Raw genomic sequence first — 26,107 nt, forward strand, 5'->3', positions numbered from 1 at the left:
GATCGCCGTGAAAGGGAGAGGCGATGCCTCTCCCCCAACACTCAGGCGTTTACTGCCGCCTTCAGGCGCGCTTTCATGTCACTGTAGGCGCGCCAGGCAAACTGCTCTGCCCAGAGCTGGTCCTTGATGGCTTCTATCTTCACCGCGCAATATTTGGTTTCCGGCGTTTTCGAGACCGGGTCGAGGTTGTCCTGAGTCAGCTCATTGCAGGCACCGACCCACCACTGGTAGGTCATATAGACGGCGCCGTGGTTAATACGATCGCTGATATCCGCGCGGGTAATCACTTTTCCGCGACGCGAGCTCACCCACACCAGCTGCCGATCGGCGATCCCCAGCCGGTCGGCGTCGGCGCGGCTTATCTGCACGCGACCGGGCTCATCGGCAAGGGATTGCAACGCCGCGCAGTTGCCGGTCATCGAGCGGCACGAATAGTGGCCGACTTCGCGCACGGTACAGAGCACCAGCGGATAGTCGGCATCCGGGGTCTCCGCCGGCGCACGCCAAGGCGCGGCAAACAGCTGACCTTTCCCCGACGGGGTATCAAAGCGGTTTCCTTTATACAGCCATGGCGTGCCGGGATGTTCGAGCGTCGGACACGGCCACTGCACGTGGTTCATATCGCCCATTTTTTCATAGGTGACGCCGTAGAACAGCGGGCACAGTTCACGCATTTCGTCCCAGATTTGCTGGTTGTCGTCGTAATGCATCGGGTAGCCCATTTCGCTGGCCAGCAGGCTGATGATCTCCCAGTCGCGTTTTACGTTGCCCGGGGCCGGGATGGCTTTTTCGAAGCGCTGAAAACCGCGATCGGCGCAGGTGAAGACGCCGCCGTGTTCGCCCCAGGAGGTGGCAGGCAGCAGCACGTCGGCTATTTCGGCGGTTTTGGTCATGAAGATATCCTGCACCACGACAAAATCCAGCGCCTCGATGCCCTTACGCACCAGCCCCAGATCGGCTTCGGTCTGCAGCGGGTCTTCCCCCATGATGTAGTAGGCTTTGATCTCCCCGCTCAGCGCTTTATGCGGAACTTCGGTAATACGGGTGCCGACTTTGTCATCCATTATGGCCGGGTCGATCCCCCAGGCCTCGGCAAATTTGGCGCGGACGTTGGGATCGGTCACCTCCTGATAGCCGGGGAACAGATTCGGCAGCACGCCCATGTCGCAGGCCCCCTGGACGTTATTCTGCCCGCGCACCGGGCCGACGCCGACATGTTCCCGGCCGAGATTACCGGTCAGCAGAGCCAGGCTGGCGAGGCCTTTCACCACGTCGACCGCCTGGCCGAACTGCGTAACGCCCATGCCCCACATAATCGTGGCCGACGGCGCGGCGGCAAACATTCTCACCGCCTGACGTACCTCTTGCGCCGGGACGCCGGTGACCGCTTCCACCGCTTCAGGCGAGTAGGCTTTCACCGCCTCACGGTAGGCGTCCAGCCCTTCGGTAAAGCGTTCGACGTAATCATGGTTATAGAGATCTTCTTCCAGCAGAACGTGGCCGAAGGCGTTGACCAGCGCCATATTGCTGCCGTTGTTGAGCTGCAGGTGGCGATCGGCAATGCGGGCGGTTTCAATTCGTCGCGGATCGCAGACGATGATTTTCGCGCCGTTTTCGCGCGCTTTAATCACCCGACGGGCGACGATAGGGTGGGAATCGGCGCAGTTGTAGCCAAAGACCAGCAGACATTTTGAGTGTTCAATATCGCTGATGGAGTTGCTCATCGCGCCGTTACCCAGCGCCACCTGCAGACCCGCTACCGACGGACCGTGACACACGCGGGCGCAGCAGTCGACGTTGTTGGTGTTTAACACCGCCCGGGCAAATTTCTGCATCACATAGTTGGTTTCATTCCCGGTACCGCGAGACGAACCGGTCGTCATAATCGCGCGCGGGCCATACTGTTCTTTAATCTCCCGGAGTTTTTTAGCCGTATAGCGAATCGCCTCGTCCCAGCTGACCGGGGTGAGTTTCCCCCCTTTCTGGTAGCGAATCATCGGCTGCTTCAGGCGTGGGGTAAGCAGCTGAGTATCATTAAGAAAATCCCATCCGTAATACCCTTTGAGGCACAGCTGATTCTGATTGGTCACCCCATCGGCGGCTTCCGCACGGATAATTTTATTGTTATCGACAACCAGCTTGAGTTTGCAACCCGCCCCGCAATAAGGGCAAACGCTTGTGATTTTTTTCATCAGTAACAGACCTGTTAACAGTGAATGAAGATCGATGGTCAGGCCGGGCCCGGCCCGCCATCGTCATGGAATCCTTTCGCCGCGATGCAAGCGGAAGGCAGGAGCGGTATGCAGAAGTTGTGCCAAAATTAATGCGTTGATATATAAGGGGATTAATTCGTGCTGCGGAGGTGTCGTCGTGATGTCGTCACTAATGACGATGACGTAACAGAACGCCCGGGGAGGGCGTTCTGTCAGGGGCTAGCGCATTTTGGGCTGAAACTGCGCCAGTTCCTGCGCCGGGAATCCGGCTTCCAGCGCCGCTTCGCAGATGGCCTGCCAGCTTCCGGCATCCAGTGGAATGCCCTGCGCCAGGCGCGCCTGACGATTGGCTTCTTCCCATTCGCCCGGCACCAGAATCGGCGTCTGCGCATCGTGAGGCGACTGTTTACACCAGTCGATGAAGGCTTCCGTCTCGCGCTGCATATCCGGTGCGTCGAAGGCTTTCGGGTCGAGAATAATGGTGGTCATGCAGTTGAAGATGGCATCAACGCAGGTCTGTAGGCTCTGCTGGTGGGTGGTCTGGCCGCCGGAAACGGCGCCGCCGAGGATTTCGCACAGCGTGGCGAGGGCGTAGCCTTTATGTTGGGCAAAGGTGAGCAGGGCACCCAGCGGCGACGTCTGCATGACCGCCGGGTCGGTGGTCGGTTCGCCTCGGGCGTCAATCAGTGAACCGGGCGGAACGGCTTCGCCTTTATGCCAGGCGACGCGCGTTTTGCCAAAGGCAATCGCGCTGGTGGCGTAGTCGAGCAGCAGCGGAGGCTGACCTTCTCGCGGGAAGATAACGCACAGCGGATTGGTGCCAAAGCGGCTGTCTTTGCCGCGAAACGGGGCAACCATCGGGTCGCCTACGACGCTGACGAAGTGGATCGAAATAAAACCTGCCGCTGCGCACTGCTCGGCCCAGTAGCCGATGCGTCCGATATGATGCGCGTTGCGCAGGGCGATAGCCGCCATACCGTGTTGCCGGGCTTTCTCAATCCCTTTCTGCATCGCTTCATGGGCTACCACCTGACCAAAGCCTGCGTTGCCGTCGAGCGTCACCACCGCGCCGGCGTCCTTCATCACGCTGGCATGGCGGTTAAGCTGCAGATGCCCCTGCGCATGAGAACGCACGTAGCTCGGGATCATCCCCACGCCGTGTGAGTCGTGGCCGGCGAGATTAGCGGCCACCAGATGGTCGGCGACAAGGGAGGCTTCGGTGGGAGAACTGCCAAGCTGAATGAAGAGAGTGTTGACGAACTGATGCAGATCCGTCGCCTGAAAACGATATCCGGTTTGCACTGATACGCTCCTGTGACCTATTTGATTGTGTTGTTGTTTTGTTAAGTTTGCGCTTCCATGCTGCGCTCCTGGGCGAAGAAGATCAATACCTTGCGCCGAGGAGAGAATTGAGGGGCAGAGAACAGGATTGAGGCCGCAGGTGCTGTTCGCGGCGGCGATAATCACTATGATAAAAATGATAATCAATGTGAAAGAGAAAACCAGAATGAATATCAGCACGCTCTTGTTAATTATCGTCGCCATCGCCCTGCTGGGAATATCCGTCTATTGTTTACTCAGCTATATTAAAGAGCGTAGGGCGACACATTTTAAATCATTCCGCCATCGTTAACGTCAATGCGCGGTTTTAATATGGATAGTTATCGCGCCAGGCTTTCGGCGAGAGATGATATTTTTCGCGAAAGTGTTTGCTGAATAACGGGTGGCTGATGAAGCCGCATAGCCAGGAGACGCGCTCGACGGGCAGATGGGGATTGCTTTCCAACAGCTGTCGGGCGGCCTCCAGGCGGATCTCTTTGATCACCGCCATTACCGAGGTTCCCTGTTCGTTGAAGGCCCGGTCAAGGCTGGCTCGCGAGCAGCGCAGCGTCCGACAAAGCTGGTCGGGAGAGAGCTGGTGTTGATGATAGTTGAGCGTAATAAACGCTCTTGCGCTATTGACGATATGGCTTAATTTTCCGCATGAACGCAGTCCTTTTTCCTTGGCCACATCGGCCAGCACCAGCAGTGAAATTTGATGCAAACTATCGACGATAGCGGCGGTTTCTTGCGGTGATAAACGGTCTGACCGTTGATCGAGGAGCTGCATATGCGATTTTAAAAATAGCGCTAAAGGATGGTTTTCCAGTGAAATAATGGGACTAGTGAGTTTCCCGCTGAATAATGGTTTGACTTTCTCATTATGCGGAATGATATACAGCTGTTTAACATCGTCACATTGATAATGGTAATAATCATTACGCTGGTGAACAATCAACATTCCCGGATTCACCTGCGCGGCGGCAGATTTTTTTCTGCCGTTAATTAACTGGTGGCCGTGGACTAATAATGAGATATAAACAGAGGACTCTGCAACCTGATGAGGATCGAAGAACGTCTCATTCCTTGAGCCCATCGCACTACAATAGTCGCCAGAAACTCCGGAGATGGTTTTGTGATTAGCAATAATGTCTGCCGGATGGCGGTTGTTCACCACCTTGATCCCATAGCAGCTGAGGTTTTGTGCTATTTGCTGATAGCGCTCTTCCGGCGCGATATCCGCCGCGCTTAAAACATGTGGAACGTACAGCGTCGAAGGTCTGGACATGCTTGTCTCTTATCCCGGGTTGACGTTGGCAGGTAGTTCTGTTTTATCCCTCTGATTATAATATTAATCTTCATGAAAGCCAGCGGGCGGCCAGTTTTTTACATTGGCCTGAGGGGAGATTATGCAGTATTGCGTGGAAAGCAATCAATCCGTAGCACATCGCGGTGACAGGCTGGCCGCATCAACCAGCGGAAATCTATTTGCGGTTAACATTTTCGCGGCCTTGAAATATATTATTAATTAATTTTAATTTCTTTTTTTGTATTTTAAGTGGGCGCTTTGAGTTGTTATTTTGACATTTTAATAAAATAAATAAACCCCGTCTTTGTTATTTTTCATCTTCCTCGGGCTCGCGCAACAGCAAAAAAAGAGAGTGGACAGCAGGATGAAAATCATCGCAATCTAAAAAGAGACATTCATTTCGCAACGGGGAAAATACGCGTATGCGCAAGAGTAAAATAATTGTTCTGTCTTTGATGGTTGTTTGTGTTTTATGTTTTGCAATTGTTGCTGTTTATTTTTTATTGCTCAAGGATGACGCTGCGGAGCCGGTCAATGAAGAGACGGAAGCTGCGGTCCTCAACGTCGCCGGATTAACGAACAACGGGCATCGCGACGAGCAAACGTTGAGAGCGCTGTTCGAGGCACGCATCGTGACTCGCCAGCTGAATCTCGATCGCGGCGAGCTGGTACCTGCCGGGCAGACTGGCGAAGAACACCAGCGCTGTGCAGACCTGCCACCGAACCGCGACCCGGCGCAGATCCGGCGTCGCTGCGCGCTGGTGGATATTTACCTGGTCCGTGATACCGACCAGCGTATTCAGCAAATTATTCTGCCGGTCTACGGTAAGGGCGCCAAATCAATGATGTATGCGCTGGTTGCTCTCCGCACGGATGGCCGTACGGTAAATGACCTGATCTATTACCAGCAGAATGAGACGCCGCTGCTGGGGGCGAGGGTGGAAGACCCGCAGTGGCGCAGGCAGTGGGCAGGGAAAAAAATCCGCGATGAACATGGGCGGCCCGCGTTGCAGGTTGTTCAGGACAATACCGGCCAGCATGACGCCTATACCGTTGACGGCATCAGCGGCGCGACCCTGACCTCAACCGGCGTGGAGAAAAGCATCAATTTCTGGATGGGGGAGCAAGGTTACGCCAATTTTCTCCGCCATCTGCAGGATAATCCCGCGATATTAAGCCAGTAACCTTCAGCCGTTTGCCTCCCCGCCGCGACGCCACTTCCGGCGTCGTTTTTTTATCTTGCGGGCGGGGATGGCATCAAAAACGGACGCGCGCAGCCGACACAAAACGTGTTGTTCTTTGCAGCTTTTTACATAAATTGTCACCATTTGACATTTTCATGATCTGGGTCATGTGGACTGCAAGGAAAAATGACAATGATAACTATTATCATTGCCGTTAATGGAACCCGTCATGTCAGCTCCTCGCTCTTTTCTGCTGCTCACCTTGCTCAGCGTCCTGTTCTGCGCCTGCGCGACGGCGCAAACCCGCTACGCGCCGCTGATCGAGGATATTGAGCACCGGCTGGATAAAACGATCGAGCTCTACCAGCAGCAAAAAAACAACGAGGCGCGTCGGGAAGTGCAGGCCGCCTATTTCGAAGTGTTTGAAAACCTCGAAGGCCCTATCCGCATCAATTTTTCGGCGCGCAAAAGTTACGAAATGGAGAGCACTTTCGGTGACATCCGTCGCATGATTGCAGACGGCAAGCCGCTGCAAGAGGTTCAGGCTCGGGTGGACGGACTTAAGAAAGCGCTGCGCGACGTTGAGCCTGTGCTGGATGGCGGTCATCGGCTGGTGGCGGAAGAGCAGCATACCGCTTTGACCCGGGGCGATATCGCATTGCACTGGCAGAACAGCTTCCGCACCATCGACGATCTGCTGGCGCAGGCGGTGAGCGCCTATCAGACGGGAAATTACCCCCTCGCCAGTCAGCAGGTGCAGCAGGCGCACTATCAGGGGTTTAAAAACTCAGAGATGGAAATGTCGGTGCGGCAAAACCGCTCGGCAAAAGAGGCGGCGGCCATTAACCAGCAGTTTACCGCCCTGATTGCGCTGACGTCCCAGCCGGATCGTCTGAACGACGTGGCTTATCAGGTGACGACGCTGTTGCAGGAACTCGAAGACATATTGCCCGGGCTGCCGACGACCCGCGATGACCAGCCGGTGAATGCCCCGACAGCAGACGAAGGGAGCACTCCGCTCGCCGCTGGCGCGCCGGCCGCTGACTGGGCCAACGTTGCAACGGGGATCAACCAGAGTATCGAGGCGGCGCTGACGCGCTACCAGCACGGCGAGGCGTCCGATGCCATTCTGGATATTCAGGACACCTACTTCGATCGCTTTGAAGCCAGCGGGATGGAGAACAAAATCGGCTCCCGCGATGCCGCATTTAAAACCCGTCTTGAGGCCCACTTCACCCGTCTGGTCAGCCTGATGAAGGCCGGGCAGCCGCAGGACAAACTGGTGGCTGAAGCCGCTGCGCTACGAGCCGATCTGCATCAGGCGGTGGCGATGCTGGGCGAGGGGGAAGAGACGCAGTGGAGCCTGCTGCTATACAGCCTGATGATTATTGTCCGTGAAGGGCTGGAGGCGCTGCTGATTGTGGCGGCCATCGTGGCCTGGCTGGTGAAAAATGACCATCACGACAAGCTGCCGCTGATTCGTCAGTCGGTGATCGTAGCGCTGGTTGCCAGCGTGGCGACGGCGGTCGTTTTCCAACTGGTGTTTACCCGCTCCGGCGCCAGTCGGGAGCTGCTGGAAGGGATTACCATGCTGATCGCCGTGGTGATGCTGTTCTTTATGAGCTATTGGCTGCTGTCGAAGGTTGAATCCCGCCGCTGGAAAGCCTGGCTGGAGGGTAAGCTGACGCATTCGCTCTCTCGCGGCTCGCTGGTGGGGCTATGGCTGACCAGCTTTCTTGCCGTCTATCGGGAAGGTGCCGAAACGGTCCTGTTTTATTACGCCCTGGTGGGCGACGCGCAGAGTGTTTCCGGGCATCTTGCCATCGGCGCCGGGTTTGTTATTGGCTGCGTGCTGCTGCTGGCCGCGTGGCTCATCATGCGCTACTCGGTGGTGCGTCTGCCGCTCAAACCCTTCTTCATCTTCACCGGCGGTTTTATGTACCTGATGGCATTTGTTTTTGCCGGTAAAGGTGTCCTTGAACTGATAGAAGGCAAACTGTTTCAGCCTACGCTGGTTGGCGGCGTGCCCGAAATCAGCTGGCTGGGCATTTATCCCTATCTGGAAACCCTGACGCCACAGGTGATTTTACTGATTGCTGCCCTGGTCGCCCTGTGGATTACGCTCCGTCGCAATCACCTACCCACAGCACAGATAAAAAATAATACTTCAACAAATTAAGACGAGAGGATTTGTCAAATGACCATCAAAAAAAGCCTGATTATCGCTGCCACCGTGGCCGCTATTTTTACCGCGCCCGCGGCGCTGGCTTTTAAAGAGTATCCGGCCGGTGAACCGGTCACCATGAATGAGATGGAGATCGCCGCCGTCTATCTTCAGCCGATTGATATGGAACCGCGCGGAATGGGTCTGCCGGCCGCGAAATCAGATATCCATCTGGAGGCCGATATTCATGCGGTTGAAGGGGGAAAGAATGGTTTTGGCGCCGGGGAATGGATTCCCTATCTGACGATTGCCTATACCCTGGTCAATAGCGATACCGGTGAAAAGCAGGAAGGGACTTTTATGCCGATGGTCGCGAGCGACGGTCCACACTATGGCGCCAATATTAAAATGATGGGCGTCGGCAATTATAAAGTGACGTATCACATTGAACCGCCATCAAAAGCTGGGATGCACCGTCATACCGACAGCGAAACCGGGGTTGGCCGCTGGTGGAAACCGTTTGATGTCAGCTATGAATTCAAATACGTCGGCCTGAACTAACGTTCGTCGCGCAGGATGGCCAGCATGCCGTCCTGCGGTGTATTACCGCATGCGGATTGCACATTATCCGCCGAACCGGGTCGAAGTTATGAGTTATTTTTTCGTCACCACGCTGCAGGTTTTTTTCTGCATAACGCTGCTCTCCTCGGTTCTCTGGGGCCGCGGCGAGCCTCCTTCACTGCGCCCCCTCACGTGGACGCTGCTCACGGCGCTGGCCAGTGGGCTACTGGCCGGACTGTTTATTCGCGGGAGCCAGACGCTACAGCTGATGCTGGTGAGCGGAGAAATCCTCCTTTCCCTGCTGTTTTTACTGAGCTTCTGGTGGGCCACGCCGCGTTTGCGCTACGTGTGGCAATGGATCCTCGTATTTGGCGCCGCCCGTCACTGGGCTCTGGATCCCAATCTTGGCGGATTAACCTCCACCCACGTGCTGAATACCGACCTGCTGCTGAACCTGACCGCGCTGGCGCTGGCCGTTGCGCTGCTGTGTCTGGCCGCGGTGCTGTGCGCTCTGCTGCTGCGGCGGATGAGCTGGCCGTACTGGCCGCTGACAATTCTCCTGATGATCCTGCTGTGGCTGCCGCTGTTCGGCAATCTGCTGCTGCTGTTGATGAAGCTGCAAATCATCCCCTTACTGAAGCCGCTGCTGAGTTTTGTGGCCAGGGTGACCAACAATGCCGCCTGGTATAGCTGGCTTGCCGCCGCCGTGCTCCTGCTGCTGTGCCTGTGCTGGACCCCGGCTATCCGTAGCTATGCCCGGGCGGTGAAGGCGGCGACGGCGCCGGTTGCCCGTCGACTGGCGTTGGCCGAGCGGCGCAGCGCTGTCCGCCTCTGGTTAACGACGATCTGCTGTGCGCTGGTGATTTCAGGTGGCCAGCTGTGGTGGGATCTGGTGGCCTCGCAACCGCCGAGGCTCTCGGAAGCTCAGCCGGTCAGCCTTGCCGCTGATGGTCTGGTCCATATTCCGCTTACCCAGGTTCGCGACGGAAAACTGCACCGTTTCGTTTGGGTGGCAGACGACGGAAAGGCGGTTCGCTTCTTTGTCATCAACCGCTATCCCGACAAATTACGCTTTGGCGTGGTATTTGATGCCTGCCTGCTGTGCGGCGATCAGGGATATGTCATGGAAGGTAATCAGGTGATTTGTGTCGCCTGCGGGGTACACATATTCATTCCTTCGATTGGTAAACCCGGCGGCTGTAATCCGGTACCGATCGATGGCTGGCATAACGACGAACGTGAGCTGACGATACCCGGTACGGCGCTGGCCGTCGGAGGCAATTATTTCTCTACCGTGCTGACTATCAACGTGACCGACCCGGTGGACGGGACGGTCCTGACCAACACGACCGCAGAGTATAAATACAGCTACGCAGGCAGAACCTGGTTTTTTGCCTCTGAAGCAAACTACAACCGTTTCCGCAACGCGCCAGAGGCGTTTGTTCCCGGCACGGCGCAGGAGGAGTAACCATGCTGTGGCGAATGATCTATCAGTCATGGGGGCGTAATCTGCGCCGCAAAGCGCTGGCGGTGTTAACCGTTTTCCTGGCCACGAGTCTGATCTCGGCGCTGCTGGCTATTTCTATCGACATCGGTGACAAAATGTCCCGGGAACTGAAATCCTACGGCGCCAATATCTTAATTGAACCGGCAGGGCAGGCAGCGCTACCTGCGTTATTCAGCGAACAAAGCAACCCGCTGGCCAGCGATGATTTCCTTGATGAATCCGAGCTGGCGAATATTAAGGATATTTTCTGGCGAAATAATATCGTTGGGTTTGCTCCCATGCTCAGCGGCGAGGCGACCGTTGACGGGCACGATATCCGCATACTCGGGACCTTCTTCAGTCAGCCGGTCGCGATACCGGATGAAGAGGGCTATGAGACCGGGCAGCGCACGGTCAGTCCGTTCTGGCAGGTTACCGGCAACTGGCCGCAGGAACCTGTAGGCAAGACGCCACAAACATTAGTCGGCCATGCGCTGGCGCGTAATTACGGCTGGCAACCCGGTGACCATCTCAGGCTCCAGGTGGCGAACGAGGCCGTGGATGTGGTGGTCAGCGGCGTTCTCTCCAGCGGGGGGGATGAAGACAACCAACTGGTGATGCCGCTTAGCATCGTACAGCAGCTGCTGGGTCTGACGGGAAAAGTACAGGCAATTCGCGTATCGGCGCTGACGGTACCCGAAAATGAGCTGTCGCGCCGGGCGCGTGAGAATCTCGAGGCTCTCAACGCCGAAGAGTATGACCTGTGGTATTGCACGGCATACGTCTCTTCTATCGCTCACCAGCTGGAGGAGGCCATTTCCGGTGCGGAAGTGCGCCCGGTCTGGCAGGTTGCGGCCTCGGAGGGCGTAGTTATCGATAAAATTCAGCTGCTGATGGCGGTCGTTACCCTGGCGGCATTGGCCGCTGCGGCAATGGGTATTGCCTCGCTGATGACCAGTACCATTATGGAGCGAGCCCGGGAGATCGGCCTGATGAAAGCGCTTGGCGCCCGACAGTGGCAAATTCTGCTGCTGTTTTATCTCGAAGCAGCGCTGGGTGGGCTGGCAGGTGGGGGGCTGGGCTGCATCGCTGGCTGGGGGCTGGCGAAGATGATTGGCCTGATGCTCTTTGCCACGCCGCTCGACTTTGCCTGGGTGGTGGTGCCCTGTGTGCTGGTGATCGCAGTGCTGATTGCGCTTATCGGCACCTGGTTCCCGGCGCGTCGTATCGCCCGACTTTATCCCGTGGAGGTGCTGTATGGCCGCTAAGCGCGACATGCTGTGGCTATTGGTCTGGCGGGCGCTGCGTCTGCGTCTGCAGCGCGTCAGCGTCGTGTTCACCGCGCTGGCGGTTGGTGCGACCATCGTGACGGCGCTTTCCGCCGTGTGGTTTGACATCAACAGCAAAATGAGCGAGGAGCTGCGGACCTTCGGCGCAAATTTTTATATCGGCCCAGGGCACGGTACCCGTATGCCGGAGCCGACACTGCAGGCGATTCTTGACGATGCGCCGAAGGGACTGATTCATGGCGCCAGCCCCTGGCTATACGGCACGGCGCGTACCGAGCTGGAAAAAGTGGCGATCGTCGGCGTGTGGTTTGAGTCGCTGCAAAAGCTGGTGCCGTACTGGCAGGTCAGCGGCAACTGGATCGGCGTCAGCTTTGACGATCGCCATGCGATGGTGGGCGTTAAGCTGGCTCAGCGGCTGGCGCTAAACGTGGGCGATAGCGTCACGCTGGTGGATCATCAGCGGCGCAAAAAACTGCTGGTCAAGGGGATCGTCGAGGCCGGTGACGCGACCGATAACATGCTGATTGTCAGCCTGAACGTGGCGCAGGCGTGGCTGCAAAAGCCCGGTATTATCAGCCACGGCCTGCTGAGCGTCAGTAACGATCTCGGCCAGGTGGAAAACTATGCCGGGCAGCTGCAGCAGCGCTATCCCGCTCTTGAGATCCGCCCGATCCGTAAGGTCTCGGCATCCGAAGGTCAGGTACTGGATAAAATCAAAGGGCTGATGGGGCTGGTTTCACTGGTGATTCTGGCGCTGTCGTCACTGTGCGTGAATACCACCCTGATGGCAATTGTAGGCGAGCGCGCCCGTGAGTTTGCGCTGCAAAAAGCGCTGGGCGCCAGCAATGGCGATATTATCCGCCAGATGCTGCTCGAAACCAGCATTATCACTCTGGCAGCGGTGGTCTGCGGCTGGCTGCTCGGCTATCTGCTCGCCCAACTGCTGGGGCTGACCGTGTTTAATGCCACTATTTCGCTGCGCCTGCCGGTGCTGCCGATTACCCTGGCGCTGTCTTTACTGGTCGCCTTGCTGGCGGCCATTGTTCCGGTACGCCGCGCGGTGAGTGTTGAACCGGCGAAAGTGTTGAAAGGAGAATAACGCCATGACCGTCACGCCTTTACGTCAGATGGCGATTGAAACCCGTCATTTATCTAAGCGCTTCGGAGAGGTTACCGCGCTGGATGACATTAATTTGTGCATCGCCCGCGGTGAATTCGTCGCCATTATGGGGGCTTCAGGCTCCGGGAAAACGACGCTGATGAATATTCTGACCTGTCTGGACACCGCCAGCGAGGGGCAGGTTATCCTCGACGGAACCGATGCCGCGGCGCTGGATGAAGAAGGGCGACGGCGCGTTCGCGCGCAGAAGATAGGCCTGGTGTTTCAGCAGTTTCATCTGATTCCCTTTCTGACGGCGCTGGAAAACATCATGCTGGCGCAGCATTACCACAGCGTCGTCGATGAGGCGGCGGCCAGGGCTGTGCTGGCGCAGGTTGGCCTTGAACATCGCATGACCCATTTACCCAGCCAGCTCTCCGGCGGGGAGCAGCAGCGAGTCTGTATTGCCCGGGCGCTGGTGAATGAACCTCCGGTGATTTTTGCCGATGAGCCCACCGGTAACCTGGATGAAGAGAATGAACAGCGGGTGCTGGACCTGCTGACCGACCTGCATCGTCAGGGGCGCACTATCGTGATGGTGACCCACAACCCGGCGCTGGGAAAATTCGCCGACCGTATCGTTCGGCTCCAGCACGGCAAATATCTCGGTGAGGAGATGAATCCCCATGCGCATGCCTGAAGTGATGATAGCGATACTGCTGGTTCTGCTCCTGGCCGGCTGTAAAGAAGAGAAGCTGGCACGTGGTGAGACGGCACCTGCGCTGGCGGCTTTTGATTTGCAAGGGAAACCTGCCAGCCTGGAACGTTGGGAAGGGAAGGCGGTGTATCTCAACTTCTGGTCGGCCAGCTGCGGAGGTTGTCTCGCGGAAATGGATACGCTGCAGGCGCTCAGCCAACGCTGGCCGGATAAACTGGTGGTGGTGGGGGTGAATACCGACCCGGAGCAGGTGGATATCGCTCCGCTGCTGGCGAAGCATGGCATCAGCTACCCGGTGCTGCGCGATCAGCTTCATATTACTCAGGATCGTTATCAGGTGATCGGGACGCCGACATCGATAGTGATTGACGCACGCGGGCGGGTGCGCGACCTGCATCAGGGGTGGCGAAAACCCGAAGAGCTCCAGGCGGTTTTTACCCGCCTGGCCCAATCTGAATAGCGGCATCCCGGGCGCTGGCCCGGGACAGAGGGGTTATCGCTCAGTCCAGCAGCGAAGGATCGGCATCAATCATCAGCTGCTTCATTTCGGCGAAGTGCTGGCGGGAAAAATCGGCGATATTCTCCCAGTCCTGGGCAGTTTTCTCCGCCACCTCAGCCGACAACACCTTCAGCGGCTGGCCGGTTGACCACGCGGTGACCAGAATCTGGCAGGCCCGCTCCAGCGTCCAGATATCGTCAAACGCCTCGCCGATGGTCGCGGCGGTAACCAGTACCCCGTGGTTGCCCATCAGCAGGCGGCGTTTATCCGCCAGCAGCCCGGCCAGCCTCGCCCCTTCGGCGACGGTATCCGCCATCCCGCCATACAGCGTATCCACCGCCACGCGATTAAAATAGCGCGCGCTATTCTGATCGACCGGCAGGATCTGCGGGTTTGCCAGGCAGGCGACGCTGGTGGTGTAGATCGGGTGCAGATGCAGCACCGCCCGCGCCTGCGGCAGCCGCTGATGGATCTGGCCGTGGATCGCCCACGCGGTGGCGTCCACGTCCGGTCGCTGCGCGGTCGCTTCATCATCGGCATCCAGCAGCAGCAGGTCGCTGGCGCGGATCCGCGAAAAGTGTTTCCACTTCGGATTCAGCAGAAACTGTTTGCCGTCCGGCGACAGGGCCGCGCTAAAGTGGTTGGCGACGGCCTCGTGCATGCCGAGATGCGCGATGATGCGAAAGGTCGCCGCCAGATCGATCCGCGTTTGTTCTTCGAAAGAGTAAGCCATCGCCTTACTCCGCTTTCGGCATCAGGGTTTTCAGGTCGTCTTCCGTCGGCGGCTGGAAGTGATATTTTTTCAGCAGCGCCGCGTATTCCGGCGTGGCGCTGAATTTCTTCAGCCCCTCCTCAAGGGCGCTTTTCACTTCGCTGTTGCCTTTTTTGACGCCAAAGCCGTTCAGCACCGGGTAAATTAAGGTATCGGAAGAGATAACGATCCGGTCGCCCAGTTTCTCAACGACGCCACGCGCCACCGCCGCATCGGTAATCTGCGCCTCCACCGCCCGCGACAGCAGCGCCTGGGTGGTTTGCGGATCGGTGCTGTACTCGCTCAGCACAATGGGCGGCAGGCCTTTCTTCACGCAGTAGTCCGCCGACAGTTTTTGCAGCTGCGCCAGCCAGGAGGTGGCTCCCATCGAGCCGATTTTATGCCCGCAGAACGCTTCCGGAGTTTTAGGCTGATAGCTGGCGCCTTTAAGCGCCAGGATCGATTCGCCGCTTTTCAGGTATGGCACCATGTCAATCACCTTCAGGCGTTCGGCGGTGATATACATCGAGGAGTTGGTAATATCGAACCGCCCGCCCTGCAGACCGGGGATCAGATTAGGAAAACGGGTATCGGTATTCACCGCCTCGCGGCCAATGGTTTTAGCCAGACCGGCGAGAAACTCAATATCAAAACCGGCCGGTTGGTTGTTTTGCATATATTCATAAGGATAAAAGGTCATATCCGAACCGGCGGTAATTTTCCCCGGCTGCAGGAACGCCGCAAAAGTGCTGAACGAGGTCAGGGCGCCGGCGGTGCAAAGAAGCAGAGCATTAAATCGTTTCATAAAAACCTCCAGGGATGACATTACATGCTGGCAAGATCGTGGCCGGCCTGCTGAACGAAGAATGAGGCACCGCGCGGCTTCTGCGGCAAACGTAATTGGTTGGCGGCGCTGCGTACCAGGCCGCTCTCCACGCCGGCTACCAGTTGGCCCGCGTGCAGGCTTGGTAAGGGGTTTTCGCCAAAGGGCAGGGCGTCCTCGGCGGCGTAAACGCTGATAAACAGCGTCCGCGGTAGTTCGGTCTCATTAGGGCTCGAGGCGTGGAGCAGACGGGTATGCATAAAGCACACCGAGCCTGAGGGGCCAAAGCAGGCGGCGGGCTGCTGGCACTGCGCGGATACCACCTCGTCGTCAACCGAACCGGTAAAACGCCCCTCCTGCCAGTGGGACCACAGCGGCCCCTTATGGCTCCCCGGCACCACGTTCAGCGGGCCGTTTTCCGGCGTGACGTCGCTGATCATCAGCAGGGCCGTGATGATGTCGTCATTGCTGTGCGGCGTGAACAGAAAATCCTGATGCCATTTCACCTGCGTCGCGGTAAACGGCAGCTTGGAGTTGATTTTGCTGTGATGAAAACGGGTGCCGCTACCGCCGATCAGCTGGGCGGCGATGGTCGCCATACGCGATTGCAGGGCGGCATGTTCGAAGGCGACGGAAATCTCCGTCGGCGAACTGACCCGGCGCAGCGAGGGGTGATCGGCGCGGTGATCCCCTTCAAGGTCGAAACGCGGGCGACCGTCGAGCGTCTCGCCCCACACCTCGGTGTGGCGGCGGCTCTCTTCGACCCAACCGTCAAAATCCTGCTGCAAGGCGGCGATTTCGTCAGGCGATAGCACCCCTTCGACCACCAGAAAACCCTGCTGATGAAACTGTTCGATTTGCCACTGCGCGATCATAATTTTTCCTTTCACAAACGGAGAGTTAAGCCAGGGAGACATTTTTCAGGAAGGCGTCAACGCGCGGGTGGTTACCGTCGCGCATCGCCTGCGGCGTGTCGTCGCACACCACGCGCCCTTTTTCCATAAAGACAATCCGGTCAGAGACTTTGAAGGCAAAATTCATTTCGTGGGTCACGATGACCATGGTGATGCCTTCATGGGCCAGCGATTCGATAACCTGGAGCACTTCATTGACCTTTTCCGGGTCAAGCGCCGAGGTGGGTTCATCGAACAGCATGATTTGCGGTCGCATCATCAGGGCCCGGGCAATGGCGACGCGCTGTTGCTGGCCGCCAGAGAGCTGGTGCGGATATTTCCACGCGTGCTCCAGCATGCCGACCTTATGCAGTAATTCGCAGGCCTGCTGCTTCAACTCGGCGTCCGGGGCCAGCCGATGGTAGCGCGGCGCCAGCAGCAGGTTGCCGAGAACCGTCAGATGGGGGAACAAGTTAAAACTCTGGAAGACCATGCCGATGTTGAGGCGGTACTGGGCATTCTCCATAAAACGCGGTTTCTGCACGCCCTGGCGATCGAGGTGAATAAACGGCTGGCCGTTGATCCGAATTTCGCCGTTGTCGATCTGCTCAAGTCCGTTGAGCAGGCGGATCAGCGTGGTTTTCCCGGAGCCGGAAGGGCCAATCACTGAAACCACCTCACCCGGCTGAATTTGCAGGCTGACGGCCCCGAGCACTTCCACATTGTTATAGGCTTTGTGCAGTTTTGACGCCTGCAGCGCCGGCTGCGGATTATCGACCGCGCTGCGCACGATTACCGGGCGTGTTTGGGTCGCCAGCCGCTGCATCTCGCTGTCGATGGGGCGGGTGACTTTCCGCCGGGTGACATCGAGATAGCTCTCCAGCCGTTTGAGCAGGAAGTCGAAAACGGTCACGATCAGCACGTAGTAGAACGCCACTGCCGCCATGGTTTCCATCACCAGGAAATTTTGCGAATACAGACGCTGGCCGACCATTAAAATCTCGGTCAGGGAGATGACCGACACCAGCGAACTGAGCTTCACGACGGCAATATATTCGTTGGCCAACGCCGGGAGGGCGACGCGCAGCGCCTGAGGAATAATCACCCGCCATTGGGTGCCGGCATAGCGCAGTCCCAGCGCCCGGGCGGCTTCGCTCTGGCCTTTAGGTATTGAAAGCAGGCCGCCCCGGTGGATTTCGGCGACGTAGGCGGCCTCACTCAGCACCATCGCCAGCAGGCCGGCCCAGAACGGATCGTTGAGCACTGGCGCTGACGACGGCACCGCCTGGGGCAGGTTATAGACGAATATCAGCAGTACCAGCAGCGGCAGGCTGCGGAACAGCCAGATATAGAGCCGCGCCGGAAGATTAAACAGTTTGCGCGGCGACTGCTTGGCCAGGGCGAGAACAAATCCCAGCACAATACTGCAACCCCAGGTCAGCAGACTTAATTTAATGACGGTCCAGGTGGCCTGCCAAAAATCTGCATCGCTGAGCAGACTTAACATGTAGTTCCAGTTAAACGTCATGGGCTATTTCACTCGCCATAATGAATGGACATGAATGCGATACCGATGATCAAAAATGGGGCATCGCCAGGGTTTATCTTGCAATAACACTATGCTGGCAGTTTTCGCTGCGAGGCAATTAGTAAATTTTTGGCCTTTAAGTTTAAAAAAACTATACAGGTAGATTAATTCCAATAAATTTAAAGCAATGAGTACGAAACAAGAACTAAACATTAAAAAAACAATTGCGCGGAAGGGATAACGGAACGGGCGTTTAAATCGCGAGTTGTGCCATATTGGGGCGCGCGAGGAATTAATTTGGTGCAGCCTGATTCAGGTTGGTGCAATTAAGCGGATGCGGCGGTGTCGGTATAATGTTGACTTCGCCGGGACGCTAAATAAATCATTTGCTCAGCGAGGAAATAAGCGAATCCCGGTGAAATGGCACGATGCTTGCAAATTGCATATCAGGAAACTATACCGTTTCCGCTTGTGACAATATTCCGTAAAGGGTGAGGCTATGACGCGATTCACGCTCAAACAACTTAAATACTTCGTCACCGTTGTAGAGACCGAGAGTATCGCTGAAGCCTCCCGGCAGCTCCATATTGCCCAGCCGTCGATCTCGATTGCCATTAAAAACCTTGAAAGCACTTTTGAGCAGCAGCTGTTTATTCGCCATCATGCTCAGGGCGTCTCGCTGACCTCCTGCGGAAGGCGTTTTTATGAGAAAGCAAAAGAGCTGCTGCGGCTCTCCTATGAGTTTGAACAAAACTCCCGCGCCGATAAAGAGCTGGTTTCCGGGACGATTTCCGTCGGCTGCTTTGAGTCCGTCGCGCCGCTGTACATGCCAAAGCTGGTCGCCGGGTTTAAAAAAATGTACCCCGACATCACCCTCCAGCTGTATGACGGTGAACAGCATGAGTTAATGCACGGCCTGCATCGCGGGCGTTTCGATCTGGCGCTGGTCTACGATCTGGAATTAGGTCATTCGGTCAATAAAGAGATGCTGAATGCGCCGCATAAACCCTATGCGCTGCTGCCGGCCAGCCATCCATTGGCGCAGAAAAATAGCGTCACCTTGCAGGAACTCAGCCATGAACCGATGATTTTGCTCGATGCGGTGCCCAGCAAGAATTATTTCATCACCATATTTAAAGAGAAGGGCTATCACCCTGAAGTGGCGTACAGTTCGCCCTCGATCGAAATGGTTCGCTGTATGGTAGGACAGGGACTGGGGTTTTCGGTATTAGTCACCCGGCCGTTGTGCGATATGACCTATGACGGCGAGAAACTGGTGCAGTTGGATATTGAAGATGAGATGCCCGCTTCGACATTAATTATGGCGCATCTTGCCAATAATGAACCAACCCGACCCACGCAACTGTTTATGGACTATTGCCGCAGTATTGAATTAACCCCCGCACATTTTTGAATAAATAAGCCTGCGGTCACTGCAGGCTTATTTATTTCACGCTGCCGTTAAGGCTCGTAATTTTCTATTCAGCGACTCGTTTTATAATAATTTACCCGCGATGGCGGATTAAATAATCTGTGTGGGTTCCATTCGCGGTGGCTAAACCGCTGGCCTGCCAGGGGCACCTTCAGCCGCCTCATCTCTCCACACAGGAAGGTTAGCTATGCAAAATCAGCGTGACCCACATATTGATTCGCAGACCATCGACAGCTATCAGCAGGATGGCGTCGTGTTGCTGAAGGGGGTGTTCAGGCCGTGGATTGAAAGCCTGGCCGCCGGCGTCGCGGAGCTGATGGCCAACCCCAGCGAGTATGGCCACGCCCGCACGGTTGTGCCGAAAGATGGCTCCGCCCCGTTCTTTCAGGATTATTGCAACTGGTCGCGGATCCCTGACTTTGAACGCTTTGTCCTGCATTCGCCGGCGGCGGAAATCGCCGCAGCGCTGATGCAATCGAAGACGGCAACGTTTTTCCATGAACATACGCTGGTGAAGCCGCCCGGCGGCAGCACGGTGACGCCCTGGCATCACGATCAGCCCTATTATTGCGTCGAAGGGCAGCAAAACGTCAGCTTCTGGATCCCGCTGGACCCGGTGGCGGAAGCGATCTCGCTGCGCTGCATCCGCGGTTCCCACCGCTGGGGCGACGAGTTCAGCCCAACCCGTTTTAACGGCTCAAAGCTTTACGCACACAGCCGTTTTAAAGAGCTGCCGGATATTGATGCGCATCAGGACGATTACGATATTGTTAGCTGGGCGCTGGAGCCGGGAGATGCCGTCGCCTTTCATTACCGGACGCTGCACGGCGCGCGGGGCAATGCGACCGCGCGCGCGCGGCGGGTTTTCTCCGCTCGCTGGGTCGGGGATGACGCCACCTTCGCCGATCGCGGCGGAGTCACCTCGCCGCCGTTCCCGGAGCTGACGCTGAAAGATGGCGAGGCGCTGGTCTCGCCGCTGTTTCCCCGGGTCTGGCCGCGAGAGTCATGTTGAATTATCACCGGGCCGTCTCCTCGCGGCCTGAATTTGCCCGGCCACCATTTTCCCCTGTTAGCCCTATCGCCCATATTATTTTCCGCAACGCAATTCAGTGGCGGTAAATTGCCCTCCTGCAGGTCAGTTGTGGCCTGCAGCCATTCTATTGCAGGAAAGGCACGGCGCCCGTTTAATCAACAGCGCCGCTGATTCTTAAGGTTTCTTAATATTCGGTGGCGGGCGGGGTAAATATTCTTCGCCTTATTCCCCGATTTTTTGACCGCCGCGGGCGCCAGTTTATTTAAATTAAGCCAGCGTCACAAAAGCCGGAAAAAAACACCCCCCGTCATTGCAACGTCCTGATGTCTCGCTATATGTTAAATTTGTGTTTAATAAATGATAATTAAGGGTTGGTTTTATGCATAGGAAAATTGGTGGTTTAGTGGTTTCACTGACGACAGTCTTCTCCTGTTCTGTTCTGGCAGAATTACCTCAGGGTTACCCGGCTGATTATCAAAAAGTGGTTGATGCCGGGGTGAAAGAGGGTAAGGTCGTGATCTATTCGACGACGGATACCAAAGCCGCAGGCCCGTTAATTAAAGGGTTTGAGGCGCAATACCCCGGGATAAAAGTTGAATATAACGATATGAACAGTACCGAACTCTATAACCGCTATATCAGCGAGCAGGCGGCGGGCGGCGGGAGCGGCGATGTGGTCTGGAGTTCATCGATGGATACGGCGCTAAAACTGGCGACGGATTATGCCGAAAAGTACGCCTCTCCGGAACTGAGCAAGCTGCCGAAATGGGCGGTCTGGCAGCAAAAAGCCTATGGAACCACCTACGAACCGGTGGTCTTTATCTATAACAAACGTTTGATTCCGCAGGGTGATGTCCCGGATTCGCACACCGCGCTGGCCAAACTGGTCACCGCGCAGGCGGATAAATTCAAAGGCAAAGTGACCACCTACGATATAGAGAAATCGGGGCTGGGCTTCATGCTGGCGGTACAGGACAGCAAAGCCGACGCCAACTATTTCGCCGATCTGGCCGGGATGGCGAAAGGCGGTCTGACCGTGCAGTCTTCAACCGGCACCATGATGGAGAGGGTCTCCTCGGGTGAAAACCTGCTGGGCTATAACATTCTCGGCTCCTACGCCGAGGCGCGGGCGAAAACCGATCCCTCATTAGGCATTTCCTATCCAAAAGATTATGTGCTGGTATTGTCGCGGGTCTCGTTTATTACTCAGGAATCCGAACACCCGAATGCCGCCAGACTGTGGTTCGATTATGTTCTGTCGGAAAAGGGGCAAAGTATTCTGGCCAACCAGGCGGATATTCCCTCTATTCGTAATGATATCGAAGGTAAAAACGATATCGACGGCATGACCAAAATGTTGGGCAATGCGCTGAAGCCGATTCCGGTCGATGAAACGTTACTGGAATATCTGGAACCGAAAAAACGTCTGGAATTTATCAAACAATGGCGTACCGCCGCCGCAAAATAATACCTGCCGGAGGCGCATCATCGGATGCGCCGCCTTTTCGCGCCGGGTATTCCCGGTTTTCAACACCCGTCTGGTTTGTACTCCGCGCCTGACCAAAGGGATAAGCTATGAATGTAATACGCAGAAAGTGGCAGGGGCTACCGCGTGGCATCGTGGTAGTGATAACGGCATTAGTGATTTATATCCCGCTGTTATTTATCGTGGTGCAGAGCTTTCTTTCCGCCCCGTTTTTCGCCCGCAGCAAAGAATTCAGCCTCGGGGCCTTTGAATTTATTTTTACCGACCCCGACTTTTATCTCGCGCTGAAGTCCGGTTTTATTCTGGCGGTGGGGCTGGTGCTGATTGCGATACCGCTGGGCGGGATCCTCGCATTCTTAATGGTGCGTACTGATTTGCCCGGGCGACGGTTTATTGAACCGCTGATTCTGGTGCCGATTTTTGTTTCTCCGATGGTACTGGCTTTTGGTTATGTGGTCGCCGCCGGACCGGTCGGGTTTTTCTCGCAATGGGCAGAGCAGCTGCTGGGGGTTGTGCCGTGGAATATCTATTCCATGTTCAGCATTGTGGTGATTGCCGGGCTGACTCACGTCCCGCATGCCTATCTCTATATCTCCTCCGCGCTGCGTAGCGTCGGTTCGGATGTCGAAGAGGCGGCGCGGACGGTAGGGGCATCTCCGCTGCAGGTGATGACCTCGGTCAGCCTGCCGATGGTACGTCCGTCGATTCTCTATGCCTGCGTGCTGCTGTTTTTCCTCGGCCTTGAAGTGTTTGGTCTGATGCTGGTGCTGGGAGACCCGGAAGGCAACATGGTGCTGGCCACCTACCTGTATAAGCTCACCAATAAACTCGGTACGCCCTCCTATCATCTGATGGCGGCGGTGGCGGTCGTCCTTATCTGCATCACCATTCCGCTGGTCATGCTGCAGCGTCGCCTGATGCGCACGGCCAATCGGTTTGTGACCATGAAGGGCAAAGCGTCGCAGGCGCGAGCGCTACCGCTCGGCAAGTGGCGCTGGGTTGCCGGCGGGGTGGTGGTCTTCTGGCTAACCGTGACTATCGGCGTGCCGCTGATTGGCGTAGCCTTGCGGGCGTTTATCTCCAACTGGGGGGTGGGGGTTTCTATCTGGGATGAACTCTCGCTGGCGACCTTCCGTAATATCTGGCAGCAGCCGAACCTGCTGCGGGCCATCGTCAACTCCATGGCCATCGGTATTTTCGGCGGCGCGCTGGCGGTGATCTGCTACCTGTTTGTCGGGATTGCGATGCATCGCAAAGCGGATAATGTCACGCGCTTTCTCGACTACAGCGTGCTGGTTCCGCGTGCGGTGCCGGGCCTGCTGGCCGGACTGGCGTTCCTGTGGGTGTTTTTATTCCTGCCGATGTGGCTGGATCAGTCGCTGAAAAACGGCTGGCTCTCGGCGCTGCCGGTGGCCGACTGGCTACGCGAACATCTGATTGTGCAGCTGCGGGCGCTGCGCAATACCATTTTCAGCGTCTGGCTGGCCTACACCGTTGTGTGGATGGCCTACGGGCTGCGGTTGATCTCCTCAACCCTGCTCCAGGTGGCGCCGGAGCTGGAGGAAGCCGCCCGGAGCAACGGCGCTTCGCGGGGCCAGGTCACGCGCCACGTTACGGTGCCGCTGTCGCGCTACGGCCTGATTGGTTCCTGGCTGCTGATGTTTCTGATCTTTGAGCGTGAGTATTCCACCGGCGTCTATCTGCTCTCGCCGGGAACGGAGACCATTGGTTCGATGCTGGTCTCGCTGTGGGCGGCGGGAGCCATCGATATTGTCGCCGCGCTTTCGTTTATCAATATCCTGCTGGTGGTGGTCGGGTTAGGTATCGCCCTGCGCTTTGGAGTGAAATTACATGATTGAATTATCAGTAGAAAATCTGCATCTGACCTACGGTGACAACCCGGTGCTGAAAGGGGTGTCGATGACCTTGAAGCGGGGAGAAGTGGTGTCGCTGCTGGGACCGTCTGGCAGCGGAAAAACCACCTTACTGCGTGCGGTTGCCGGGCTGGAGAAGCCCACCGGCGGGCGGATCGCTATCGGCAAGCAGACGGTCTATGACGGCAATCCGCGCAGCGAAATTCCGGCCGAGGCGCGCAATCTTGGGCTGGTGTTTCAGTCCTACGCTCTGTGGCCGCACAAAACGGTATTCGAGAACGTTGCCTACCCGCTCAGGCTGCGGAAAGTCGCCTCTGGCGAAATGAAACAGCGGGTGCAGGCGGTGCTCGATCAGCTGGGGCTGGGGCACCTCGGAAACCGCCATCCGCATCAGCTATCGGGAGGGCAGCAGCAGCGCGTGGCGATTGGTCGGGCGCTGGTCTACAACCCGCCGGTTATCCTGCTTGATGAACCGCTGTCGAACCTTGACGCCAAATTACGCGAAGAGGCGCGGGTTTTTCTGCGCGAGCTGATTATCAAGCTGGGGCTGTCGGCGCTGATGGTCACGCACGATCAGAACGAAGCGATGGCGATTTCCGATCGTATCCTGCTGCTCAACAATGGCGTGATTGAACAGCAGGGGACGCCGCAGGAGATGTATGGCAATCCGGCGACTCTGTTTGCCGCCGAGTTCATGGGCAGCAATAACCGCCTGCACGGTAAGATTACCGATGTGATGGACGGTCGGGCGCGGATTGAAGGGGCGAGCTGGGCGCTGTGGGGAATGGCGGACGGACGGGTCAGCGTCGGGCAGGAGGCGACGGCGGTGATCCGCGTTGAGCGTCTGTGCCTTGGGGCGACGCCCCAGGATAATATGCTGGAGCTACCGCTGTTAACCAGTATGTATCTCGGCGACCGCTGGGAGTATCTGTTCCGTACCCGGGGAGATGATTTCGCTATTCGCGCCTATGGTCCAGCGCTGCGCGACGACGGGCATTGTCACCTGACCTTCCCGGCCAATGATCTGTGGATTTTCCCGCGAACGTAGGCCTGAACGTCTCTGGCGGACGGCGATAGCGTGAGCGCCGTCCGCGAAATAAATAGCGTAATACTGGCGTCATGAAAATATACCGTTAAGAAACAATTTCACTGCGGTAATTCTATATTCTGTCTCTATTCACCGTCGCGGCGAATAATTCATCGCCGGCGGCATTGTGCATTGTCTCTCAGCGAATAAGCATTGCGCGAAATACAGTTAATATCCGTTATTAAGCAATTTAACCGCTCAAATTGTTTACTTTTTACGGAATCTTACGTTTGCACGCTGCCAGACAGCCATGTACCATAAACAAAAAAGCAACATTTGTGATACGTATCACTCTTTTTTGGGAAAATGGTCAGACCTACTTCGGCGCTGATTCCACCCCCATTTCTGCCCTCTGGATATTGCATACGCGTTCTGATTATCAAATGAAAAGGGATATTTTCCTTTTTTTCATGACGGTGTATGAGAATCGACTAATATCCAAACGATAACTCTATAAACATCATCGCCAGCGGCGATTTATTTTTTGTACGACTTAATGGCGTCGTGCCAGCAGGTCCGCTAACGCGGTACCTTTCTGGAATCGGTTCCAAAGCAGCGTTTGCTGGGCTTGTAACAACAAAATCAGTAATTTAATTGACAGGAATGTGAGAATGTCGAGCGAAAAAACCAATAATTCGAGGCGTGATTTTTTAGTAAAATCAATGGCTTTGATACCCACGGTCGTGATCGGTAGCGGCAGCGTCGGCGCGGTTGCCGCCGCCAGCACCGCGCAGGCGGCGGAGCGTGCCACTGCCGGCGGATCCGCTTCCGCGACCACCGGCGACTGGAAACCGCAGTTTTTTAACGAACGCGAGTGGGCATTTATCAACGCCGCGGTGGCGCGCCTCATTCCGGCCGATGAACTGGGGCCTGGCGCACGCGAAGCCGGCGTACCGGAGTTTATCGATCGGCAGATGAATACTCCGTATGCCACCGGTTCCATCTGGTACATGCAGGGGCCGTTTAACCCCGATGTACCAAAAGAGATGGGTTATCAGCTGCCGTTGGTCCCCAAACAGATCTACAACCTCGGGATTGCCGACGCCGATGAATGGTGCCAGGGCCAGTATCACCAGCCGTTCGCCGGGCTGACCCCGGAACAACAGGATGCCGCTTTAAGTCAGTTTGAAGCCGGCAGCGCCGCCTTTAAACAGCTGCCGTCTTCGCTGTTCTTCTCTTATCTGCTGCAAAACACCCGCGAAGGTTTCTTCAGCGATCCGATTCATGGCGGCAACAAAGGCATGGTTGGCTGGACGCTGATTAATTTTCCCGGCGCACGCGCCGACTTTATGGACTGGGTTGAACGGGGTGAACGCTATCCCCTCCCGCCGGTATCAATTAATGGGGAGAGGGCATAA

The 26,107-nt window shown here is 56.5% G+C and carries 22 protein-coding genes; 15 read left to right on the top strand and 7 right to left on the bottom strand.

Going from position 1 to position 26,107, the window contains the following annotated elements; translation table 11 throughout:
* Window positions 1-41 precede the first annotated feature (41 nt).
* Together fdhF and Q1L34_RS10545 are read right to left on the bottom strand one after the other, a co-directional pair.
* Window positions 42-2,192, bottom strand: coding sequence for a formate dehydrogenase subunit alpha (gene fdhF, locus Q1L34_RS10540; RefSeq protein WP_004863070.1), 2,151 nt, complete (start codon window positions 2,190-2,192; stop codon window positions 42-44).
* 240 nt (window positions 2,193-2,432) lie between these two features.
* Window positions 2,433-3,515 (bottom strand): malate/lactate/ureidoglycolate dehydrogenase, encoded by a 1,083-nt coding sequence (locus Q1L34_RS10545; protein WP_004863067.1) that lies wholly within the window; start codon window positions 3,513-3,515, stop codon window positions 2,433-2,435.
* 211 nt (window positions 3,516-3,726) lie between these two features.
* Here Q1L34_RS10545 and Q1L34_RS10550 point away from each other — a divergent pair, with 211 nt between their 5' ends.
* Window positions 3,727-3,846: a small membrane protein gene (locus tag Q1L34_RS10550; protein WP_099144820.1), complete on the top strand. Its 120-nt coding sequence runs from the start codon at window positions 3,727-3,729 to the stop codon at window positions 3,844-3,846.
* A 15-nt stretch (window positions 3,847-3,861) separates the two neighbouring features.
* On the opposite strand, the gene Q1L34_RS10555 is transcribed toward Q1L34_RS10550, so the two are convergent.
* Window positions 3,862-4,821: an AraC family transcriptional regulator gene (locus Q1L34_RS10555; RefSeq protein ID WP_064359792.1), complete on the bottom strand. Its 960-nt coding sequence runs from the start codon at window positions 4,819-4,821 to the stop codon at window positions 3,862-3,864.
* A 443-nt stretch (window positions 4,822-5,264) separates the two neighbouring features.
* On the opposite strand from Q1L34_RS10555, the gene nqrC reads away from it, so the two are divergent.
* The 8 genes from nqrC (at window position 5,265) to Q1L34_RS10595 (ending at window position 13,803) form a co-directional block, all read left to right on the top strand.
* Window positions 5,265-6,026 carry an NADH:ubiquinone reductase (Na(+)-transporting) subunit C gene (nqrC, locus tag Q1L34_RS10560; protein WP_327204495.1) on the top strand — a complete coding sequence of 254 codons (762 nt, stop codon included), beginning with the start codon at window positions 5,265-5,267 and terminating at the stop codon, window positions 6,024-6,026.
* Window positions 6,027-6,255: 229 nt separating this feature from the next.
* Window positions 6,256-8,205, top strand: coding sequence for an FTR1 family iron permease (locus Q1L34_RS10565; RefSeq protein ID WP_048024838.1), 1,950 nt, complete (start codon window positions 6,256-6,258; stop codon window positions 8,203-8,205).
* Between the two features lie 18 nt (window positions 8,206-8,223).
* The gene (locus Q1L34_RS10570; protein ID WP_004863053.1) at window positions 8,224-8,751 is read left to right on the top strand and encodes an iron transporter; all 528 of its coding nucleotides are present in this window, start codon (window positions 8,224-8,226) and stop codon (window positions 8,749-8,751) included.
* A gap of 88 nt (window positions 8,752-8,839) precedes the next feature.
* Window positions 8,840-10,219 carry a Fe-S-containing protein gene (locus Q1L34_RS10575; protein ID WP_048024879.1) on the top strand — a complete coding sequence of 460 codons (1,380 nt, stop codon included), beginning with the start codon at window positions 8,840-8,842 and terminating at the stop codon, window positions 10,217-10,219.
* 2 nt (window positions 10,220-10,221) lie between these two features.
* On the top strand, window positions 10,222-11,505 hold the full coding sequence (locus Q1L34_RS10580) for an ABC transporter permease (RefSeq protein ID WP_015584139.1): 1,284 nt from the start codon (window positions 10,222-10,224) through the stop codon (window positions 11,503-11,505).
* Window positions 11,495-12,625, top strand: coding sequence for an ABC transporter permease (locus Q1L34_RS10585; RefSeq protein ID WP_004863046.1), 1,131 nt, complete (start codon window positions 11,495-11,497; stop codon window positions 12,623-12,625). Before Q1L34_RS10580 ends, Q1L34_RS10585 begins: the two co-directional genes overlap by 11 nt.
* A gap of 4 nt (window positions 12,626-12,629) precedes the next feature.
* Entirely contained in the window at window positions 12,630-13,325 is a 696-nt protein-coding gene (locus Q1L34_RS10590; RefSeq protein ID WP_004863043.1) for an ABC transporter ATP-binding protein, read from the top strand.
* Window positions 13,312-13,803, top strand: a complete 492-nt coding sequence (locus Q1L34_RS10595) for a TlpA family protein disulfide reductase (protein ID WP_032717711.1) — start codon at window positions 13,312-13,314, stop codon at window positions 13,801-13,803. Before Q1L34_RS10590 ends, Q1L34_RS10595 begins: the two co-directional genes overlap by 14 nt.
* 40 nt (window positions 13,804-13,843) lie before the next feature.
* On the opposite strand, the gene Q1L34_RS10600 is transcribed toward Q1L34_RS10595, so the two are convergent.
* The 4 genes from Q1L34_RS10600 to Q1L34_RS10615 are packed head-to-tail and all read right to left on the bottom strand — an operon-like array spanning window position 13,844 to window position 17,837.
* Window positions 13,844-14,575, bottom strand: a complete 732-nt coding sequence (locus tag Q1L34_RS10600; RefSeq protein ID WP_004863037.1) for a class II aldolase and adducin N-terminal domain-containing protein — start codon at window positions 14,573-14,575, stop codon at window positions 13,844-13,846.
* A gap of 4 nt (window positions 14,576-14,579) precedes the next feature.
* The gene (locus Q1L34_RS10605) at window positions 14,580-15,398 is read right to left on the bottom strand and encodes a transporter substrate-binding domain-containing protein (protein WP_088883894.1); all 819 of its coding nucleotides are present in this window, start codon (window positions 15,396-15,398) and stop codon (window positions 14,580-14,582) included.
* Between the two features lie 20 nt (window positions 15,399-15,418).
* On the bottom strand, window positions 15,419-16,291 hold the full coding sequence (locus Q1L34_RS10610) for a phytanoyl-CoA dioxygenase family protein (RefSeq protein ID WP_004863029.1): 873 nt from the start codon (window positions 16,289-16,291) through the stop codon (window positions 15,419-15,421).
* 25 nt (window positions 16,292-16,316) lie between these two features.
* Window positions 16,317-17,837 (bottom strand): amino acid ABC transporter permease/ATP-binding protein, encoded by a 1,521-nt coding sequence (locus tag Q1L34_RS10615; protein ID WP_327204496.1) that lies wholly within the window; start codon window positions 17,835-17,837, stop codon window positions 16,317-16,319.
* 499 nt (window positions 17,838-18,336) lie between these two features.
* On the opposite strand from Q1L34_RS10615, the gene Q1L34_RS10620 reads away from it, so the two are divergent.
* From Q1L34_RS10620 to Q1L34_RS10645, 6 genes are all read left to right on the top strand, one after another.
* Window positions 18,337-19,251 (top strand): LysR family transcriptional regulator, encoded by a 915-nt coding sequence (locus Q1L34_RS10620; protein WP_004863024.1) that lies wholly within the window; start codon window positions 18,337-18,339, stop codon window positions 19,249-19,251.
* A gap of 205 nt (window positions 19,252-19,456) precedes the next feature.
* The gene (locus Q1L34_RS10625) at window positions 19,457-20,281 is read left to right on the top strand and encodes a phytanoyl-CoA dioxygenase family protein (protein WP_032717708.1); all 825 of its coding nucleotides are present in this window, start codon (window positions 19,457-19,459) and stop codon (window positions 20,279-20,281) included.
* Between the two features lie 400 nt (window positions 20,282-20,681).
* Window positions 20,682-21,770 carry an ABC transporter substrate-binding protein gene (locus Q1L34_RS10630; protein ID WP_004863020.1) on the top strand — a complete coding sequence of 363 codons (1,089 nt, stop codon included), beginning with the start codon at window positions 20,682-20,684 and terminating at the stop codon, window positions 21,768-21,770.
* 107 nt (window positions 21,771-21,877) lie between these two features.
* Window positions 21,878-23,647, top strand: a complete 1,770-nt coding sequence (locus tag Q1L34_RS10635; protein ID WP_327204497.1) for an ABC transporter permease — start codon at window positions 21,878-21,880, stop codon at window positions 23,645-23,647.
* On the top strand, window positions 23,640-24,710 hold the full coding sequence (locus Q1L34_RS10640) for an ABC transporter ATP-binding protein (RefSeq protein WP_004863014.1): 1,071 nt from the start codon (window positions 23,640-23,642) through the stop codon (window positions 24,708-24,710). The genes Q1L34_RS10635 and Q1L34_RS10640 overlap by 8 nt, the downstream gene beginning before the upstream one ends.
* Before the next feature lie 650 nt (window positions 24,711-25,360).
* Complete coding sequence (locus Q1L34_RS10645) at window positions 25,361-26,107, top strand: gluconate 2-dehydrogenase subunit 3 family protein (RefSeq protein ID WP_004863012.1); 747 nt, start codon at window positions 25,361-25,363, stop codon at window positions 26,105-26,107.

The organism is Klebsiella ornithinolytica (genome assembly GCF_030505655.1).
GTDB lineage: Bacteria > Pseudomonadota > Gammaproteobacteria > Enterobacterales > Enterobacteriaceae > Klebsiella > Klebsiella ornithinolytica.

Bases quoted from the DNA above. Each gene is read 5' to 3' on its own strand.
- Q1L34_RS10620 (WP_004863024.1), top strand. From the start codon at position 18,337: ATGACGCGATTCACGCTCAAACAACTTAAATACTTCGTCACCGTTGTA.
- Q1L34_RS10590 (WP_004863043.1), top strand. From the start codon at position 12,630: ATGACCGTCACGCCTTTACGTCAGATGGCGATTGAAACCCGTCATTTA.
- Q1L34_RS10570 (WP_004863053.1), top strand. From the start codon at position 8,224: ATGACCATCAAAAAAAGCCTGATTATCGCTGCCACCGTGGCCGCTATT.
- Q1L34_RS10625 (WP_032717708.1), top strand. From the start codon at position 19,457: ATGCAAAATCAGCGTGACCCACATATTGATTCGCAGACCATCGACAGC.
- Q1L34_RS10640 (WP_004863014.1), top strand. From the start codon at position 23,640: ATGATTGAATTATCAGTAGAAAATCTGCATCTGACCTACGGTGACAAC.
- Q1L34_RS10580 (WP_015584139.1), top strand. From the start codon at position 10,222: ATGCTGTGGCGAATGATCTATCAGTCATGGGGGCGTAATCTGCGCCGC.
- Q1L34_RS10565 (WP_048024838.1), top strand. From the start codon at position 6,256: ATGTCAGCTCCTCGCTCTTTTCTGCTGCTCACCTTGCTCAGCGTCCTG.
- Q1L34_RS10615 (WP_327204496.1), bottom strand. From the start codon at position 17,837: ATGACGTTTAACTGGAACTACATGTTAAGTCTGCTCAGCGATGCAGAT.
- Q1L34_RS10645 (WP_004863012.1), top strand. From the start codon at position 25,361: ATGTCGAGCGAAAAAACCAATAATTCGAGGCGTGATTTTTTAGTAAAA.
- nqrC (WP_327204495.1), top strand. From the start codon at position 5,265: ATGCGCAAGAGTAAAATAATTGTTCTGTCTTTGATGGTTGTTTGTGTT.
- Q1L34_RS10600 (WP_004863037.1), bottom strand. From the start codon at position 14,575: ATGGCTTACTCTTTCGAAGAACAAACGCGGATCGATCTGGCGGCGACC.
- fdhF (WP_004863070.1), bottom strand. From the start codon at position 2,192: ATGAAAAAAATCACAAGCGTTTGCCCTTATTGCGGGGCGGGTTGCAAA.
- Q1L34_RS10630 (WP_004863020.1), top strand. From the start codon at position 20,682: ATGCATAGGAAAATTGGTGGTTTAGTGGTTTCACTGACGACAGTCTTC.
- Q1L34_RS10575 (WP_048024879.1), top strand. From the start codon at position 8,840: ATGAGTTATTTTTTCGTCACCACGCTGCAGGTTTTTTTCTGCATAACG.
- Q1L34_RS10595 (WP_032717711.1), top strand. From the start codon at position 13,312: ATGCGCATGCCTGAAGTGATGATAGCGATACTGCTGGTTCTGCTCCTG.
- Q1L34_RS10605 (WP_088883894.1), bottom strand. From the start codon at position 15,398: ATGAAACGATTTAATGCTCTGCTTCTTTGCACCGCCGGCGCCCTGACC.
- Q1L34_RS10585 (WP_004863046.1), top strand. From the start codon at position 11,495: ATGGCCGCTAAGCGCGACATGCTGTGGCTATTGGTCTGGCGGGCGCTG.
- Q1L34_RS10610 (WP_004863029.1), bottom strand. From the start codon at position 16,291: ATGATCGCGCAGTGGCAAATCGAACAGTTTCATCAGCAGGGTTTTCTG.
- Q1L34_RS10555 (WP_064359792.1), bottom strand. From the start codon at position 4,821: ATGTCCAGACCTTCGACGCTGTACGTTCCACATGTTTTAAGCGCGGCG.
- Q1L34_RS10635 (WP_327204497.1), top strand. From the start codon at position 21,878: ATGAATGTAATACGCAGAAAGTGGCAGGGGCTACCGCGTGGCATCGTG.